The 17,367-nt window shown below is 40.5% G+C and carries 15 protein-coding genes; 9 read left to right on the top strand and 6 right to left on the bottom strand.

Annotation, left to right across the window (positions count from 1 at the left end):
* Positions 1-126: 126 nt before the first annotated feature.
* Both ACMUMJ_RS08975 and radA read left to right on the top strand, forming a co-directional pair.
* Complete coding sequence (locus ACMUMJ_RS08975) at positions 127-1,647, top strand: GNAT family N-acetyltransferase (RefSeq protein WP_414678491.1); 1,521 nt, start codon at positions 127-129, stop codon at positions 1,645-1,647.
* A 134-nt stretch (positions 1,648-1,781) separates the two neighbouring features.
* Positions 1,782-3,170, top strand: coding sequence for a DNA repair protein RadA (gene radA / locus ACMUMJ_RS08970; RefSeq protein ID WP_414678490.1), 1,389 nt, complete (start codon positions 1,782-1,784; stop codon positions 3,168-3,170).
* Between the two features lie 149 nt (positions 3,171-3,319).
* Here radA and ACMUMJ_RS08965 read toward each other — a convergent pair whose 3' ends face one another.
* Together ACMUMJ_RS08965 and ACMUMJ_RS08960 are read right to left on the bottom strand one after the other, a co-directional pair.
* Entirely contained in the window at positions 3,320-3,604 is a 285-nt protein-coding gene (locus tag ACMUMJ_RS08965) for a DUF1289 domain-containing protein (protein ID WP_414678489.1), read from the bottom strand.
* 36 nt (positions 3,605-3,640) lie between these two features.
* A complete protein-coding gene (locus tag ACMUMJ_RS08960) occupies positions 3,641-4,324 on the bottom strand; it encodes a COG3904 family protein (protein WP_414678488.1) in 684 nt (227 codons plus the stop codon).
* A 385-nt stretch (positions 4,325-4,709) separates the two neighbouring features.
* On the opposite strand from ACMUMJ_RS08960, the gene ACMUMJ_RS08955 reads away from it, so the two are divergent.
* The 3 genes from ACMUMJ_RS08955 to ACMUMJ_RS08945 all read left to right on the top strand — a co-directional run bounded on the left by ACMUMJ_RS08955 (position 4,710) and on the right by ACMUMJ_RS08945 (position 9,995).
* On the top strand, positions 4,710-5,819 hold the full coding sequence (locus ACMUMJ_RS08955) for an efflux RND transporter periplasmic adaptor subunit (RefSeq protein WP_414678487.1): 1,110 nt from the start codon (positions 4,710-4,712) through the stop codon (positions 5,817-5,819).
* The gene (locus ACMUMJ_RS08950) at positions 5,820-8,897 is read left to right on the top strand and encodes an efflux RND transporter permease subunit (RefSeq protein ID WP_414678486.1); all 3,078 of its coding nucleotides are present in this window, start codon (positions 5,820-5,822) and stop codon (positions 8,895-8,897) included.
* A 117-nt stretch (positions 8,898-9,014) separates the two neighbouring features.
* The gene (locus tag ACMUMJ_RS08945; protein WP_414678485.1) at positions 9,015-9,995 is read left to right on the top strand and encodes a LysR family transcriptional regulator; all 981 of its coding nucleotides are present in this window, start codon (positions 9,015-9,017) and stop codon (positions 9,993-9,995) included.
* A 152-nt stretch (positions 9,996-10,147) separates the two neighbouring features.
* Here ACMUMJ_RS08945 and ACMUMJ_RS08940 read toward each other — a convergent pair whose 3' ends face one another.
* Positions 10,148-10,420, bottom strand: a complete 273-nt coding sequence (locus ACMUMJ_RS08940; protein ID WP_414678484.1) for a DUF1653 domain-containing protein — start codon at positions 10,418-10,420, stop codon at positions 10,148-10,150.
* 219 nt (positions 10,421-10,639) lie between these two features.
* On the opposite strand from ACMUMJ_RS08940, the gene astA (ACMUMJ_RS08935) reads away from it, so the two are divergent.
* From astA (ACMUMJ_RS08935) to astB, 4 genes are all read left to right on the top strand, one after another.
* On the top strand, positions 10,640-11,653 hold the full coding sequence (gene astA, locus ACMUMJ_RS08935; protein ID WP_414678483.1) for an arginine N-succinyltransferase: 1,014 nt from the start codon (positions 10,640-10,642) through the stop codon (positions 11,651-11,653).
* A gap of 38 nt (positions 11,654-11,691) precedes the next feature.
* Entirely contained in the window at positions 11,692-12,729 is a 1,038-nt protein-coding gene (gene astA / locus ACMUMJ_RS08930) for an arginine N-succinyltransferase (RefSeq protein WP_414678482.1), read from the top strand.
* A 30-nt stretch (positions 12,730-12,759) separates the two neighbouring features.
* Positions 12,760-14,256: a succinylglutamate-semialdehyde dehydrogenase gene (astD, locus tag ACMUMJ_RS08925; RefSeq protein WP_414678481.1), complete on the top strand. Its 1,497-nt coding sequence runs from the start codon at positions 12,760-12,762 to the stop codon at positions 14,254-14,256.
* 106 nt (positions 14,257-14,362) lie between these two features.
* Entirely contained in the window at positions 14,363-15,712 is a 1,350-nt protein-coding gene (gene astB / locus ACMUMJ_RS08920; protein WP_414678480.1) for an N-succinylarginine dihydrolase, read from the top strand.
* A 76-nt stretch (positions 15,713-15,788) separates the two neighbouring features.
* Here the strand turns inward: astB and ACMUMJ_RS08915 are convergent, their stop codons facing one another.
* The 3 genes from ACMUMJ_RS08915 to gpt all read right to left on the bottom strand — a co-directional run bounded on the left by ACMUMJ_RS08915 (position 15,789) and on the right by gpt (position 17,333).
* Positions 15,789-16,121 carry a DUF1904 family protein gene (locus tag ACMUMJ_RS08915; RefSeq protein WP_414678479.1) on the bottom strand — a complete coding sequence of 111 codons (333 nt, stop codon included), beginning with the start codon at positions 16,119-16,121 and terminating at the stop codon, positions 15,789-15,791.
* A gap of 106 nt (positions 16,122-16,227) precedes the next feature.
* Positions 16,228-16,599 carry a DUF2914 domain-containing protein gene (locus tag ACMUMJ_RS08910; protein ID WP_414678478.1) on the bottom strand — a complete coding sequence of 124 codons (372 nt, stop codon included), beginning with the start codon at positions 16,597-16,599 and terminating at the stop codon, positions 16,228-16,230.
* A 248-nt stretch (positions 16,600-16,847) separates the two neighbouring features.
* Positions 16,848-17,333, bottom strand: coding sequence for a xanthine phosphoribosyltransferase (gene gpt / locus ACMUMJ_RS08905; RefSeq protein ID WP_414678476.1), 486 nt, complete (start codon positions 17,331-17,333; stop codon positions 16,848-16,850).
* Positions 17,334-17,367: the final 34 nt, after the last annotated feature.

Genomic DNA, 17,367 nt, shown 5'->3' with positions numbered 1-17,367 from the left:
TTCTATTCGGCTATTAATGCAGAACTAACAACTCACTGTATTAATGCGATATGCTGTCACCATTCTGAATTCAACTCTTATCTACTAAAGCGATGAATACTAAATCGTTAATTAACAGGGCTTTTTATGTTAGAAGATTTACACCTTAAAATTCGTAACATCACCATTGAAGATTACCCCCAGTTAAAAGCGTTAATGGATCAAGTTTATGCTGATCTCGGCGGTTCTTGGCCATTTCATACGATTGAAAAATTAATTAAAGACTTTCCTGAAGGTCAAATTTGCCTGATTGACCATGAACAAATTGTCGGTGTCGCTTTATCCGTCCAAGTGGATTATCAGCGCTTTAGTAACCCACATACCTACGATGATTTAATCGATCAAAAAGAAAATATCATTAATAACGCGAATGGCGATACGATCTACGGCTTAGATGTACTTATCTCACCCAATTACCGAGGTTACCGTTTAGGCAGACGTTTGTATGAAGCCCGTAAAGAATTATGTCGCCAGCGCAATTTGAGAGCCATTTTAGCAGGTGGGCGCATTCCAAATTATTATGCTCATTCAGACCAAATGTCTCCTGTGGAATATTTAGACGCAGTTAGAGAACGTAAATTATACGATCCTATTTTGACCTTTCAATTGTCAAATGATTTTCAAGTTACTCGCTTACTGAGAAAATACCTCCCTGAAGATGAAAAATCACAAGGTTATGCCACTCTATTGGAGTGGAAAAACATCTTCTTTGAGCCTGAAACTACGGTAATAGAGTCGCGTAAAACGCTGGTTCGCGCAGGTGCAATTCAATGGCAGATGCGTGAAGTAAACAGTGTTGAAGAGCTGCTAACTCAAGTTGAGTACTTTGTCGATGCGGTTTCTGATTATAAAAGCGACTTTGCCATCTTCCCTGAGTTTTTTAATGCACCGTTAATGGGCCTCAGCCCAAATCAAAAAAACCAAACAGAAGCCATACGCTTTCTAGCCAGCTTTACTGAGCGCTTTAAGACAGAAATGTCTAAATTAGCCGTGGGTTATAATATTAATGTGATTACGGGTTCCATGCCATTGCTAGAAAACGAAATCATATACAATGTCAGCTATTTATGTCGTCGTGACGGCACCATTGAAGAACAGCGTAAAATCCATATTACCCCTCATGAACGCAAAGATTGGATTATCGAAGGCGGCAACGAACTAAAAGTATTTAATACCGACGCGGGCCGTGTTGGAATTTTAATTTGCTATGATGTAGAGTTTCCCGAATTAGGCCGACTGCTTGCAGATCAAGATATGGACATACTCTTTGTTCCATTTTGGACAGATACCAAAAACGGTTATCTTCGAGTACGTCACTGTGCTCAAGCTAGAGCGATTGAAAATGAGTGTTACGTTGTTATCTGTGGAAGTTGCGGTAACTTGCCTCAAGTAGAAAACCTTGATATTCAGTATGCACAAAGTGCCGTATTCTCGCCTTCTGACTTTGCGTATCCTCATGACGCAGTAATGGCAGAAACCACACCCAATACAGAAATGATTATGTTCTCGGATCTTGATTTGGATAAACTGAAGCTGACACGCAGTGAAGGTTCTGTAAATAATTTAAAAGACCGTCGTAGCGACCTTTATTCTATTGTTTATGCATAGTAATGAAGCTCCATAGATACCATTTTGAGAGACAAAGTTTTGTTGCATAAAACACCTGAAACACAGTATTAAAGACACGAAAACACACACAAAAACGCAGGAAATCATTCCTCGAAAGACTGAAAGAGAGAACAATGGCAAAGGCAAAAATCGCGTTCGTTTGCAATGAATGTGGCACAGATTATTCAAAGTGGCAAGGTCAATGCAGTACTTGCAATGCGTGGAACTCACTATCTGAATTCAAAGTCAGCAGCAGTAAAACATCCGTACGAGTGGCCGTCTCTCAAGATACAAAATACGCAGGTTATTCAGGTTCAAAAACTGGCTTACAAAACTTATCAGACATTGATTTAACCGATGTACCAAGATTCAGCTCTGGAGCGGGTGAATTTGACCGCGTATTAGGCGGTGGCTTAGTACCAGGTGGCGTTGTACTCATCGGTGGCAGTCCAGGTGCAGGGAAAAGTACATTACTATTGCAAACCATGTGCCTTTTAGCGCAACAGCAGAATGCACTTTATGTCACGGGTGAAGAATCCTTACAACAAGTAGCCATGAGAGCACAAAGATTAGGATTACCCACTCAAAATCTTAAAATGTTGTCTGAAACCAATGTGGAACGCATTCTTGATGTGGCGCAAGAGCATCAACCAAAGATCATCGTCATTGACTCCATTCAAGTAATGCATCTTGATGGTGTTGAATCTGCTCCTGGCAGTGTTTCTCAAGTGCGTGAAAGCGCTGCCGTATTAACACGTTTTGCAAAACAAACTCAAACCGCAGTATTGCTCGTTGGGCATGTAACAAAAGACGGAACCTTAGCCGGACCAAAAGTATTGGAACACATGGTCGATTGCTCGGTATTACTTGAAGGTTCTGAAGATTCACGTTTTAGAACGTTACGAGGTATGAAAAACCGTTTTGGGGCCGTCAACGAACTCGGTGTCTTTGCCATGTTAGAAAACGGGCTGAAAGAGGTAAAAAACCCCAGTTCTATTTTTCTCAATCGTAATAAACACCCCGCGGCAGGCAGCTTGGTCATGGTGGTATGGGAAGGTACTCGCCCTCTTTTGGTTGAATTACAGGCTTTGGTAGACGACTCCGCTTTTAGCAACCCAAAACGCGTAACCGTTGGTTTTGACCAAAACCGTTTGGCCATGTTATTAGCGGTATTACACAAACATGGAGGGTTAGTGACTTCAGATCAAGATGTGTATTTAAACGTTGTTGGCGGTGTCAGAGTATTAGAAACCAGTGGTGATTTAGCCGCCATTGCAGCCGTTGTTTCTAGCTTTAGAGACAGGGCATTGTCTGATGAATTGGTGGTATTGGGGGAAGTTGGTTTATCTGGAGAAATTCGCCCCGTACCATCAGGACAAGAACGCATTAGTGAAGCCGCAAAACATGGCTTTACGAAAGCCGTTGTCCCAAAAGGAAACGTGCCCAAAAAACCAATTAAAGGCATGACCGTAATTGGCGTAGAAAGATTGTCTCAAGCATTGGATGCCATTTTTGAGAATTAAAATGCTCTTTAAAAATAGTGAAAATACTATTTTCTTAAAGAGCGAATTAAATACCTCTCATGAAAGCTTGGTCTTACCAAAGCGAGTTTTATCATTAAAGTGGCCGTGTTTTGTTTATGAACTACACCACTACATTATTGCAACGCACATTATTCAATGTCATCAAACAAGCTCTGCATACCTTCTTCTGTCATTCCGTAAGGCAGGCTCTTTGCATTATCTAATGAATCCAATTTATCTTGCCTTGCTTTTAAAAGTCGTTGCCAACGATGCTTACAGGTTTGCAGCACTTTTCTTTTTTCTACCTCAGAAAGAGTAAACCACTGATAGCGTTCTTCACGGCTTCGCAAACATCCTTTGCAAAAGCCTTTGGCACTGTTTTGGCAAATGCCTCTGCAAGGGCTTTCGACTTGAAATAGCTCAATCTGCTCCAAACCTCTTCTCCCACTTACTATCTCTGTCTATCGAGTTTAGAAGGTTACTAAACTAAAATCATATATTTCTTCAGGAGATAAAAAATACACTCGCTCAGGAGGAGAAGCCGTGAGGGAGAACCAGTAAAAACGCTCAGGAATCCCCATTTCAAGGTAAAAATTTACATAGGCTGCATGTATCGGATCGGATAAATTCAGTTCTTGTGGGTTCACCCCCATCGTATCAAACCATGAGTGAATACCAACACCCGCCCCAGATTCAATTGTTCTGTCCACACCACCAAGGAACAAGTCGACTCCACCTGAGACAACAAACCCTGTTCTCACTATCATAGTATCTAACTCTAAACGACGAATGAGTCGAGCGGTTTTTATCGTTTCTTGTTGGTCTAAAGAACCTCGAATATCCACTAATGCCAAAGTAGATACATTCGGGTACTGTTGAATCATTTCTTTTAGCTCTCTGCTGGAATTCGCACCTAATACGCCTGAAAGATACGCTATATTACCTTGAATAATAAAAGACAAGCCATCATGAGAGTAGGTAACATCAGGAGGCGCTGTATAAGAGTACTTTGCATTAAAAATTTGGTCTGTTAGTGGTAAATTTTCTAACGGTGCACTCGCCGATGTCTTTTGATAACTGCATCCAGAAAAAAACACCATCACGACCCCCCATAGAATATGAGAAGCTATACGCGAAAAACGTAACAACATCATTCTAAGAACTCTCTTTTGCTAGATTTCGATGAACTAAAAATAGTCTTATTTTAAATAAAGAACAGTACTTACCTTCAATAAAAATCTTTTTTTACATTTAATGAGACCTTTGCACGCAGTTATGAGCGACGAATAAGACAAGGCAAAAACAGGCCAAAAAGCGGAGTTTATGAATTATAAATGAGCATTTCAAGTCTGTTTTTAACCAAGTATTAACAAGCGTAGTCGTCGTGCAAAGGTCTCTTAATATACTCAATGGAAATCAATATAGAGCAAGATATAGAAAAAATTCATATCAAGCATGCCTAATAAGAAATTCATATCTAGACTAAAGAGATATAAAATGAAGTTATTCGTAACTACTGTTATTCTCACGGAGAGTTTAATGAAAAACCCGACAAAATACTCAATGCTAATTGGCACTGTTTTAACAACGTCTCTTTTGTTGAGCGCATGCTCCAATGAAGAAACGGTTGAAGAAATAAAGCCTGAAGTCATTCGCCCTGTAAAATTATTTACGATTAAAACCGAAAATACAATCGACATCCGTCGCTTCCCTGGTGAATTAAAAGCCAGCCAAGAAGCAGACTTGGCCTTCAGAGTAGGCGGTCAACTTGCAACCTTAAATGCGATTGCAGGTAAGCAAGTTAAAAAAGGGGAACTGCTTGCTCAACTTGATCCAAAAGATTTTCAACTAAAAGTGGACTTAGCAGAAGCAAACTATCGTTTAGCAAAAGCAACATTCAATCGAGTACAGTCCGTTTATAAGCAAAATGCAACAACCTTGGCACAATTCGATGAAGCAAAGGCCAGTCTAGATCAAGCAGAAAACGCATTAACACAAGCTAAAAACCAACTGTCTTATACTCAGTTAAAAGCACCATTTGACGGCGTTATTTCGACTGTTTCCACAGAGAACTTCCAATATGTTAATGCAACTCAAGCCTTGATACACATTCAAAATATCAAACAATTAGATGTTGTTTTCCAAGTGCCTGAAAAACTCATTATTAATATTCAGAGACACGAAGCGGCATATCAACCGAATGTAATTATCGACGCAGCACCAACAAACGTATTAAAAGGTAAGTATAAGAAACACAATACAACGCCCGATAATACAACAAAAGCTTACGATGTTACGCTAAGTCTTCAAGCAAATAGAGATAAAGACTTAACTTTACTTCCAGGTATGACAGCCAGCATTGACATGAATATCAGTGAGCTTTTAGGCGTCGAAAAAAATATTTTAGTCCCTGTTGAAGCCGTATTAGAAGCACATAATACCTCTGGCGAACCTGAGCGCTCTGTTTGGGTATTCAATGCCGACACGAGCAGAGTTGAAAGCCGTATTATTAAAATAGGAACACTTCAAGCAAATACGATTGAAATCGTCGAAGGCCTAAAAGATGGAGATCGTATTGTTTCAGCTGGCGTTCATAGCCTAAACAAAGATATTCCCGTTCGTCCTTGGACTAGAGAGAGAGGGATCTAAGTGAATATTTCAACCTATTTTATTGAACGTAAAGTCACCAGTTGGATGATTACACTCATCCTACTTGTTGGCGGTGCGATTGCCTTTACTAACCTTGGGCAATTAGAAGATCCTGAATTCACAATTAAAGAGGCCTTAATTGTCACTAACTACCCTGGTGCATCGCCAGAGCAAGTTGAGGAAGAAGTTACCTATAAAATTGAAACAGAACTACAGAATCTAACGTATGTTGATAAGATTAAATCAACGACAAAGGCGGGTTACTCTTTAATCCAAATTACGATTAAAGACACTTATCGTAAAGAACAGCTTAAGCAAATTTGGGATGAGATGCGGAAGAAAATCCGTGATATCACTCCAACCTTTCCTGCGGGTGTTCAATCTCCCATTGTTATTGATGACTTTGGCGATGTGTATGGCGTCATGTTGGCCGTTCATGGTGAAGGCTATCCATACAAAGACTTAAAAAATTACGTTGATTACATCAGACGAGAATTGGTTTTAGTTGATGGGGTTAGTCGTGTGTCGGTAGCTGGCGAGCAAGCAGAACAAGTCACAATCGAAATTTCACGTTCTAAACTTGCCAATATGGGCATTTCACCCAATCAACTAAAAGACTTATTGTCGAATCAAAATAACGTTTCAGATGCAGGTCGTGTCACTGTCGGCAGTGAATACATTCGTATTAGCCCAACAGGTGAATTTAAAGACATTTCTGAATTAGAAAACCTAATTGTAGGCACACCTATTTCAGGAAACTTAATTCGCCTTAGCGACATTGCAAGCATCAAAAGAGAGTATCAAGACCCTCAAACTCACTTAATTAATTATAATGGAGAAAGTTCTCTCTTATTGGGTATATCGTTCACCTCAGGAGTGAATGTGGTCAACATCGGGAAATCGCTAGAAAAACGCATTGATGAACTGCAATATCAGCAGCCTGTCGGTATCAGCATGGACCCGGTTTACTTTCAATCAAAAGAAGTAAACAGCTCCGTTTCTAACTTCTTATTTAACCTGTTTGCCGCTGTGGGCATTGTTGTTCTTGTGCTCTTGGTTTTCATGGGAATTAAATCAGGAATATTAATTGGGTTAATATTATTGTTAACCATCCTTGGCACCTTTATTGTCATGGATTATTTTTCAATCAATCTACAACGTATTTCACTGGGTGGATTGATCATTGCCTTAGGAATGCTGGTAGACAATGCGATCGTCGTTACCGAAGGAATATTAATCGGTTTACAGAGAGGAATGACCAAACGTGAAGCCGCCAGTTCGGTTGTAAAACAAACAAAATGGCCATTGCTGGGCGCTACTATTATCGCTATCACCGCTTTTGCTCCTATTGGCCTGTCTCCTGATGCCGTTGGTGAATTTGTCGGCTCTTTGTTCTATGTGTTGTTAATTTCTCTCTTCTTAAGTTGGATTACAGCAATTACATTAACACCTTTCTTCTGTGACTTGTTTTTTAAAGAAACGATTAATAATTCAGAGGAACAAAAAGAGCTAAAAGACCCTTACTCAGGCTTTTTGTTTATCGGTTATAAATGGTTACTTGATAAAGCTATGCGTTTCCGCTGGCTTACAGTATTGCTATTAATTGGCACCTTGTTCACTGCGGGTTGGGCATTCCAATTTGTAAAACAAGCCTTTTTTCCACCATCAACCACACCCATGGTCTATCTGGATATTCGTTTACCTGAGGGAAGCCACATTAATGCAACCTATGAGACCGTAAAAGAGATTGAGAAATCGATTTCTGATGACGAACGTATCGAATTTATTACTTCGACCACAGGTCAAGGGACGCCACGTTTCATGCTGACCTATAATGGCGAGCAAGCAAATTCTAGCTACGCTCAGTTTATTATTCGTGCCGTAAATTCGGACGTTATTCCAAGCTTAATTGAAGACTTGTATTACAACATGCAAACAAACTTCCCTGACCTTGAGATGAAGTTACAACGACTTCAATTAGGACCACCGGGTGGTGCAAAAATTGAAGCTAGAATCAGTGGACCAAACCCAGATGTATTACGTCAGTACAGCGCGAAAATAAAAGAAATTTATCGTCAAGATGGTGGTTTAGAGAACATTAAAGACGATTGGCTAGAGCGAGTTAAAGTATTGCGGCCTATTCTGGACGATGCTCAAGCTCGTCGCTTAGGCATTAGTAAAACAGACCTAGATAATGTACTACTGACCAATTTCACTGGTTCACAAATTGGTATGTATCGATCAGGTACAGACCTCTTGCCTATCATTCAAACCGTGCCTGAAAATGAACGTCGCTCCATTGATCAGATTCGTGATTTACAGATATTCAGCGCAGCATCTGGCTCTTATGTGTCACTTTCGAGTGTGGTATCTGGTTTCGATGTTGTTTGGGAAGACCCTATCATTGAACGGTTAGATCGTAAGCGAACTATTACAGTCATGTCTGATCCAAATATCCTAGACAATGAAACGGCTATGGCTGTTTTCGGACGCGTTCGAGGCCCAATTGAAGCACTGGAGCTACCTCAAGGCTATAGTCTTGAATGGGGTGGAGAATTTGAAAGCAGCACCGATGCTCAATCAAATATATTCAAAGCATTGCCAATGGGCTATTTGTTTATGTTTATTATTTCGATACTGTTGTTTAACTCCATTCGTGTACCTTTGGTTATTTGGTTCTGCGTGCCATTAGCGCTTATTGGGGTATCATTTGGTCTACTCGCGATGAATACCGCTTTTGGGTTTATGTCTCTATTAGGCTTCTTGAGCCTGTCAGGCATGATTGTGAAAAATGGCATTGTACTGGCAGATCAAATTAATGCGGAACTAGCAGAAGGTACAGAAACTTATCAAGCTGTATTTAATTCAGCAGTAAGCCGTGTTAGACCTGTCTGCATGGCAGCCATTACGACAATATTAGGCATGATTCCATTACTTTATGATGCCTTCTTTGAAGGTATGGCAGTGGTAATATCCTTTGGACTTGGGTTCGCTACGATTCTGACGTTAATTGCTGTTCCTGTTTTTTACTCTTTACTATTTAGAGTGAAATATCGTGCACAGAAAGACTTTTCTTAGTCTTTATATACGTCTAGATTACAGCAGATCTAGGTGAGTTTACTCTAGATCGTAATCTCGTAAAGAGGGCAGTAACTGTGTTGCTGTCTTCTTCGCGTTTATTTAATTGAGAAAGTTATGCGCTTAGAAGAAATTTCAAAACTGGACATTAAGCTGTTGGTTGCGTTTGTTACTATCATGGAAGAAGGCAGTGTATCTCGCGCAGCAGAACGACTAAACCTTACTCAGCCTGCGCTTAGTAAGAGCCTTCAGAGATTGCGCGAGTTATTTAACGATGCACTGTTCACACGCCAGGCTTACGGCCTAAGTCCAACAACACGAGCAAATGAACTTCATGAACAGATTCGCCCGATTTTAAAGTCATTAACCTCATTAATGGCTCCTATTTCATTGGATGTGAAGAATTTAAATAGGCGATTTCGATTGGCAGTAGGTGAGAGCGAACTTGAAAACTTTATTGAGCCATTATTAGACCATCTTTATCAAGAAGCTCCCAATGTTCGAATTTCTATCAGTACATGGAACGACAACAGCATTGAAGGACTACTCAATAGCAGTATTGATATTGGCATCAGCACACTAGCCACAACACCCGCACACATCCGTACTAAATTAGTAGGTTATACAGAAGGATGCGTTGTCCTCAACACCAAGCACCCGTTATTTGATCAAGACAGTTTATCGCTAGATGACTTACTCAGTCACCACTTTGTGACCCACCACATTAAGCACAATAACAGCAATTATTATTTCTATAACACCTTACAAAAGTTGCAACAGCAAGGCTACGATTTAGAACCAACCCTAGAAACAGAAAGTTTAATGGTGGCGATGAAGGCCGTCAAAAGAGGCATGGCGTTCATTGTTTCTCGCTCTATTGGTGAGCTTTTTCAAAAAGTCATGTGTGAAAAAAGTGAATTTTTCCCAGTAAAATTGTTACCCATCCCTAAAGAGGTATCTGAACTAGATACTTATAATGACTCTCATCCAATCCAAATGTGCTGGCATGAAAGAGACAATAATGATTTAGCACACCGTTGGTTTAGAGAAAAGATCATTCAGTTAATGAGAGAAACACCTTGGATAACAGCCCCGTAACTCAGAGGCTTTTTCAACGCGGTAAAACGAAATATTGATTGGCCCTACCGCGATAAAAAGCACATTAAACACAATAAAGAAACGCCTTAACATGGCGTTTGACATTAATTTAATCAATTGAATGCCGACTAGTACCTATCAACGAGACAGAGTTACAACTCTGACGATCCCTCTGCTAACACGGCAGCCAGCCTTGCATTTGCCTCTTCAATCGATCCAATCCATTGAAAACGAGGAATCTCTTCACCTCCTACAACAACCGTCTCCTTAAACATAGTAAGGGGACGTACCCATAGACCACAATCACCATACAGTGCCTGATAAACAACAAACGATTCCATCGTTTCACTGTGTCGAGCGACTTTCTCAACTAAATATTCCATACCTTTAAAGTGACGATACAAACCCGGTTTAAGTATTCCCATAATGCTCTTCTTTTGTATTTTTAATCCAATTAATCATTATTCAGAATATTTTGTCGCAAATTCGAAAGTTTGCATCTACTCTCACTATCAATATTCCTGAATAATACTTCACCTAAGGGATAAGTATTGAGTTGCATAATATTATTTAAAATCAGTATATGTCTAATTATTCGAAACACATACAAAAATAAATAATGAGCTTTTATCAGGAGACTAATAATGTATCTTGTAAGACCCGTTGATTTCTCTGATTTACCTGCATTAGAGAGGCTTGCTCAACAAGCAGGAATAGGATTTACTAATTTCCCTGCTAATCGTGATCGCTTGAATGACCGTATAGCCTCAACAAAGAGATCGATGCAATCTACAGTCAACCAACCGGGGGAGGAGTCTTACACTTTTGCATTAATTGATACCAGTCGAAATGAGATTGTTGGCGTCTGCGGCCTTGAAGCCACGGTGGGTGCAGATACTCCTTTTTACAGTTATCGCATTGATGAAGTGGTTCACGCGTCACCTCAAATGCAGATTCACAATCGAATATCTGCACTTTTCTTATGTCACGATTACAATGGAATAAGTCGTATGATGGCTTTGGTTGTCGATAGAGCACACCAAAATCACGTCGCAATGTCTCTGCTATCAAGAGCAAGATTACTCTTTATCTCACGCCATAAAGAGCGCTTCACCAAAAGGCTTTTCGTAGAATTACGCGGAGAAAGTGATCGTCATGGCTTTTCGCCATTTTGGGATTCATTAGGTAAACACTTTTTCTCTATGGACTTTCAAAAAGCAGATTACCTATCTGGTGTCAGTAACAAGAATTTCATCGCAGATCTAATGCCTAGATACCCCATTTATGTACCAACACTACCGAAAGAGGCGCAAGACGTTATTGGTGTTGTTCACGAAGACTCGGATAAAAGCGCTGAAATACTGTTGGAAGAAGGTTTTCAATTCCGTAATTATGTGGATATTTTTGATGCAGGACCAACCGTTGAATCAAGACTGCAAGACATTCATACCATAGCCAACAGCAAAGTAGGAAACGCATCAACAAAAGACGATTTAAGCAGTTATCCCATGCACTTAATTGCCACTGGAGATTTAGATAACTTTCGAGCCACTGCAGCCCCTGCTTACGACAACCACGATGGTTTAACTATTGAAATAGCGACACAACAAAGATTGCAAATACTTGAAGGTGAAGAAATACAATGGATAGCACTATAACTTGTACCTTATTTTATTGATTAAAGAGACCTAAGATTATGATGATTATTCGACCAATACAAAAACACGAGATTGAGCCTCTCTATAAATTGGCAGAAAAAACAGGTGTTGGCTTTACCTCTTTAATCCCAAATCACGACATACTAGAAAAAAAAATAGAGTCTTCCGTAAAGGCATTTAAGAAAACAGACATTAGTGCACCCACTGGTGAAAGTTATTTGTTTGTTATAGAGGACTCAGAAACAGGCGAAATTGTGGGCACTAGCGGTTTACTTAGCGCAGTAGGTCTAGACGAACCTTTCTATAGTTATCATCTAGGTAATATTGTTCATTCATCACGTGAGTTAAGTGTGCATAACATCATGCCAACACTTGTTTTAAACAACGACTATACGGGCTTTAGTGAACTCTGCACTCTGTTCTTAGATGAGGGTTATCGACACTCAAAAAATGGTCAACTTTTGTCTAAATGCCGCTTTATGTTCTTGGCGCAGTTTCCTGAACGTTTTACCGAGAAGATATTTGCAGAAATGAGAGGTGTCTGTGATGAGAACGGCCGCTCTCCTTTATGGGAGAGTCTAGGTCGTCATTTCTTCTCGATTGATTTCAAAAAAGCAGACGAAATGACCTCGTTAGGTGGAAAGCAATTTATCGCAGAACTTATGCCAAATAACCCCGTTTATGTGTCTTTGTTAAGTGACGAAGCAAAAAATGTATTAGGTAAGGTGCATAAAAAAACCGCACCAGCTCGACGTCTTTTGGAGCAAGAAGGTTTTAGATTTGAAAATTACGTTGATATTTTTGATGGTGGCCCAACCATTGAAGCCCGAGTTCAAGACATCCGTGCAGTTCGAAGCAGCCGTTTATCCGTTGTGAATATTGGTCAGCCTAAAAACACACAAGAAGGTGATTTCTACATGGTTTCAAATTCAAAACTAACGGATTTTCGGTGCATTCTCATTCAACGTACCAGCCCTCCAGGTAGCTCAATTACCCTGACACAAGAAGAAGCTAGCAACCTTTGTATTGACAATAAAGACACCGTTCGTTTAGTCGAACTTTCATCCCGCCGTTAACGTTTACCTTCACTTTATGAGGACATATCAATGACAGCAATTCAGTTAAATACAGCCAAACAAGCACATTTCATTAACGGTGAATGGGTTGCAGGGTTAGGCAAACTCAGCCGATCTATTGACCCTTCAGATGCATCTCTTGTATGGGAAAGCAATACGGCAACGGCGGAGCAAGTTGATGCTGCAATTAAAGCCGCTCGCACGGCTTTTGCTGATTGGGCCAATATGGATTTATCGGATCGACTCGTGATCATTGACCGCTTTGCTAAATTGGTACAAGAAAACAGCGAGAAAATTGCTCATACTATCAGCCGTGAAACAGGTAAACCTATTTGGGAAACGCGCACAGAAGCGGCTGCGATGATTGGTAAAATCACCATATCTAAGCAAGCATACAATGAACGTACAGGTGAAAAAACCACACCTATGCCGGGCGCTACCGCACGTTTGCGCCATAAACCACACGGTGTCGTTGCAGTATTTGGTCCTTATAACTTCCCAGGCCACTTACCAAATGGGCACATAGTACCAGCACTCATTGCAGGCAATACCATTGTTCTTAAACCCAGCGAGCAAGCGCCTGCAACATCGGACTTTGTTCTTCAGCTTTGGGAACAAGCAGGTCTACCAAAAGGCGTATTAAACATGGTTCAAGGCGAAAGAGAAACAGGCGTAGCGTTAGCAAATCATAATGAAATTGATGGTCTATTTTTCACTGGCAGCCCTCAAGTTGGGCACATTTTACACAAGGATTTTGCAGGCTATCCAAGGAAAATTTTAGCTCTTGAAATGGGCGGCAACAATCCTTTGCTTGTCTCTGAAAAAACGCAAAATATTGATGCAACGGTTCATGAAATCATTCAGTCTGCCTTTCTTTCAGCAGGGCAACGCTGCACTTGTGCGCGTCGATTATTAGTTCCAACCGGCTCTCATGGCGATGCCATTATTGCAAAGCTGCTTGAAACAACCAGTAAATTAAATATCGATCGCTTTGATGCTGTCGATCAACCGTTTATGGGGCCAGTCGTATCGGCTCAAGCGGCGGATGGTTTATTAGAAGCTTACAATAATCTAGTACAACTGGGCGCAAAATCACTTTACCCAATGAGCCGTGGACCAAGTGATTCAGGCTTTGTTACACCAGGCATTGTTGATGCGACAGCCATTCTTAGTTCATTGCCTGACAATGAACATTTCGGGCCTTTGTTGACGGTTGTTCGATACAGTTCGATGGACGAAGCGATGATCATTGCCAACAACACTCGCTTTGGCCTATCTGCAGGCATCCTATCGGATGATGCCTCTGAGTATGACTGGTTTTTCCGTCACAGTCGTGCCGGCATTATCAATTGGAACCGTCAAACAACAGGCGCATCAAGTGCAGCACCTTTTGGCGGAACGGGTGCAAGCGGGAATCACAGAGCCAGTGCTTATTATGCTGCTGATTACTGTGCATACCCTGTTTCCAGTATTGAAGTTGAAGAATTAACCGTTCCAGAAAAGCTGGTTCCAGGCCTTTCCCTGTAAACGGTTCGTTTTTATTAATCGATATTTTTAAAGTATCGAACACTACTTTCATCACGGTTATTAATCCATCGTTTACGGACTAATAACCCCATACTCTGAGGTTCTAATGAATAAGGCAAATGAAGCAAACTTTGATGGATTAGTCGGCCCAACGCACAATTACAGCGGCCTTTCATTCGGTAATGTCGCATCACTGAACAATGTAGACAGACCATCTCATCCTAAAGAGGCCGCTAAACAAGGTCTGACCAAAATGAAAGCTCTTGCCGATTTGGGATTTATTCAAGGGGTTTTAGCCCCCCATGAAAGACCTCATATCCCTAGCTTAAGACGTTTAGGATTCTCAGGAAGTGATGCGCAAGTCTTACAAAAAGCCGCCAAAAAAGCACCTAACATTCTTGCAGCGGCAAGCTCCGCATCTTGCATGTGGACAGCTAATGCAGCAACGGTTTCTCCAAGTTCAGACACTCACGATGGTCGTATTCACTTTACACCAGCAAATTTGGTCAATAAGTTTCACAGATCCATTGAACATGAAACGACAGGTTCAATCTTAGCGGCAACGTTCAGTAATCCTAAGCACTTTGCTCATCATCAAGCACTGCCTAGCGTAGATCACTTTGGTGATGAAGGGGCCGCAAACCATACGCGCTTCTGCTCAGAATATGGCGATCGAGGCATTGAGCTATTTGTCTACGGCATGACGGCATTTGACTCGACTTCCCCTAAGCCTGCTCGCTTTCCTGCACGACACACACTAGAAGCCTCAGAAGCCGTCGCACGTCTGCACGGCTTATCAGATAGCAAAGTGGTTTATGCTCAGCAAAAACCTGATGTGATTGATGCAGGAGTATTCCACAACGATGTGATTGCAGTTGGCAATCGCAACGCGCATTTTTATCATCAAGAAGCCTTTTTAGATACTGAAAAAATGCAACGCGATATCATGGCCGCTTGGGAGGGGAATACAGAGCCCTTCCACTTTATTGAAGTACCTAGCCATGTCGTCTCTGTTGAAGATTGCGTTAAATCCTATCTTTTTAACAGCCAACTACTTAGCCATAATCCAAATGACATGACAATTGTTGTGCCAGGAGAATGTCAAAATACACCGGATGTTTGGAATTACCTAAATGCACTCATCGCAAGTGATGGGCCAATTAACGAAGTTAAAGTCTATGATTTAAAGCAAAGCATGAGTAATGGTGGAGGCCCAGCTTGCTTACGCTTAAGAGTAGTTTTGACTGATGAAGAACATGCCGCAGTCAACCCACATTGTTTAATGAACGACGCCTTGCATTCTCGATTGAATCAATGGGTTGATCAGCATTATCGTGATCGTTTAGTTGAGCAAGACCTTGCTGATCCACGGCTTTTAACAGAAAGTCGCACCGCATTAGATGAACTGACACAAATCATGCATCTTGGCAGCGTATACGATTTCCAGAAAATATAATATTTTTCTGTGAAAAATACGAAAAAAATCAGCATAATGTAAATCACATATGCTGATTTTTTATTGTCCAGAGTAACTAAAAATGCTCTGTATTTTCATAGTAATTCTCACCATTTATAGAATGAAAAACAATGGCTATATCTTGCTCTTCTGGTATTAATGGCCTAATCAAATGATCAATGCAAGAAGCGACTTTCGTTTTTACTTCTTGCCCTCGATCAAACCAAATAATGTCAAAAAATGGATAAGATGGTGACGCACCACCAGCAACAATATAGGTTACCGCTTGGTACTCTAATGTGAAATGAGAGTTAGGTGCCTCTGTTATTTTCGCAACAGATTCAATCAATTCAGCAGAGATCGACTCCACTATTTCAAAAGGCATTCCTCTTACTCGAATATGCGGCATTATTTTTCCTTTGAATTAAAGCTTATTGAAAACATAAAAAAAGGCTTATTTTATAGATCTTTCGAGATCAAAATAAGCCTTTAAATCAAAGTGCTATAAAATTTAATTAATACTCAAAGTCATCAACATAATTAAATGAACGAGATTCAATGACCGTACCATTGTCTACAATTTCTACAGTCCATAAACCATCAAAACCAGGCATTAGCTTCTTACTAGACCAAACTCTCCAACGATCACCGCCAATATCAAATGGTAATTCAACCTGAATTTCTCCATTTAATAACCAGCGGTGGATAACTTTATGGCCAGACATATCCCGTAAATCCGTAAAGAAATACACTCGTTGAATCTCACCATAAATTACTTTAATCGTATCACCAATATCATTAACAGGCTCTCGATCTACCACATCATTTGCAAATTGAGCACGTGCGACTAATGCCATTGCAGGCTGAACTAAGCAAAAAGATAACATGCTTAACACACATAGCTTAATGGTCGATCTCCACATACATAAACCCTATTTAATGTATTAAATGATACTTAAGGCAGTATCGTAATCTTGAAGACTTTTCTTCAATCCTTTTGTATAACAATTAAGGCACCTTGCTTGACATCAGACTTTTCGAGCAAGCTCGCATTAGTTTAGGTCATAGTGCGTTAAATTAGCTCAATCGTTTACAAAAACGGTGCAAATTACATTTGCTTACAATTAAATACTATTTATTCCCGATCCGCTAGTGGTTTAGAGAAGGTGAACTCCATATCCCAAGGAAAACGAATCCAAGTATCTTGACTCACTTCTGTTACAAACGTATCGACCAAAGGCTTACCTGCTGGTTTTGCATAAATAGTTGCAAAGTGCGCTTTTGGTAGTATCTCCCTGACTTTTTGAGCTGTACGGCCCGTATCAACGAGATCATCAATCAGCAGCATGCCTTCTCCATCACCTTCAACACCTTTTAAAACGTTCAACTCGCCTTGGTATTTCGCTTCATCACCTTCAGAAGAGTAACTTACAATACAAATAGTATCGATCAAACGGATGTCCAATTCACGACAGATAATGGCCGCAGGTACCAAGCCACCACGTGTAATCGCAATAATGCCTTTCCAAGGCCCTTTCTCTAATAAACGCCAAGATAAAGCACGTGCATTACGGTGTAACTCTTCCCAAGAAATAGGAAAGTCCTTTGAATATGGGTTCATTCTAAACTCCTAAAGGTGGCAAATTCAGCGCAAT

This window comes from Marinomonas phycocola, assembly GCF_047525455.1.
Taxonomy (GTDB): domain Bacteria; phylum Pseudomonadota; class Gammaproteobacteria; order Pseudomonadales; family Marinomonadaceae; genus Marinomonas.
This window is presented reverse-complemented; position numbering and strand designations above follow the sequence as displayed.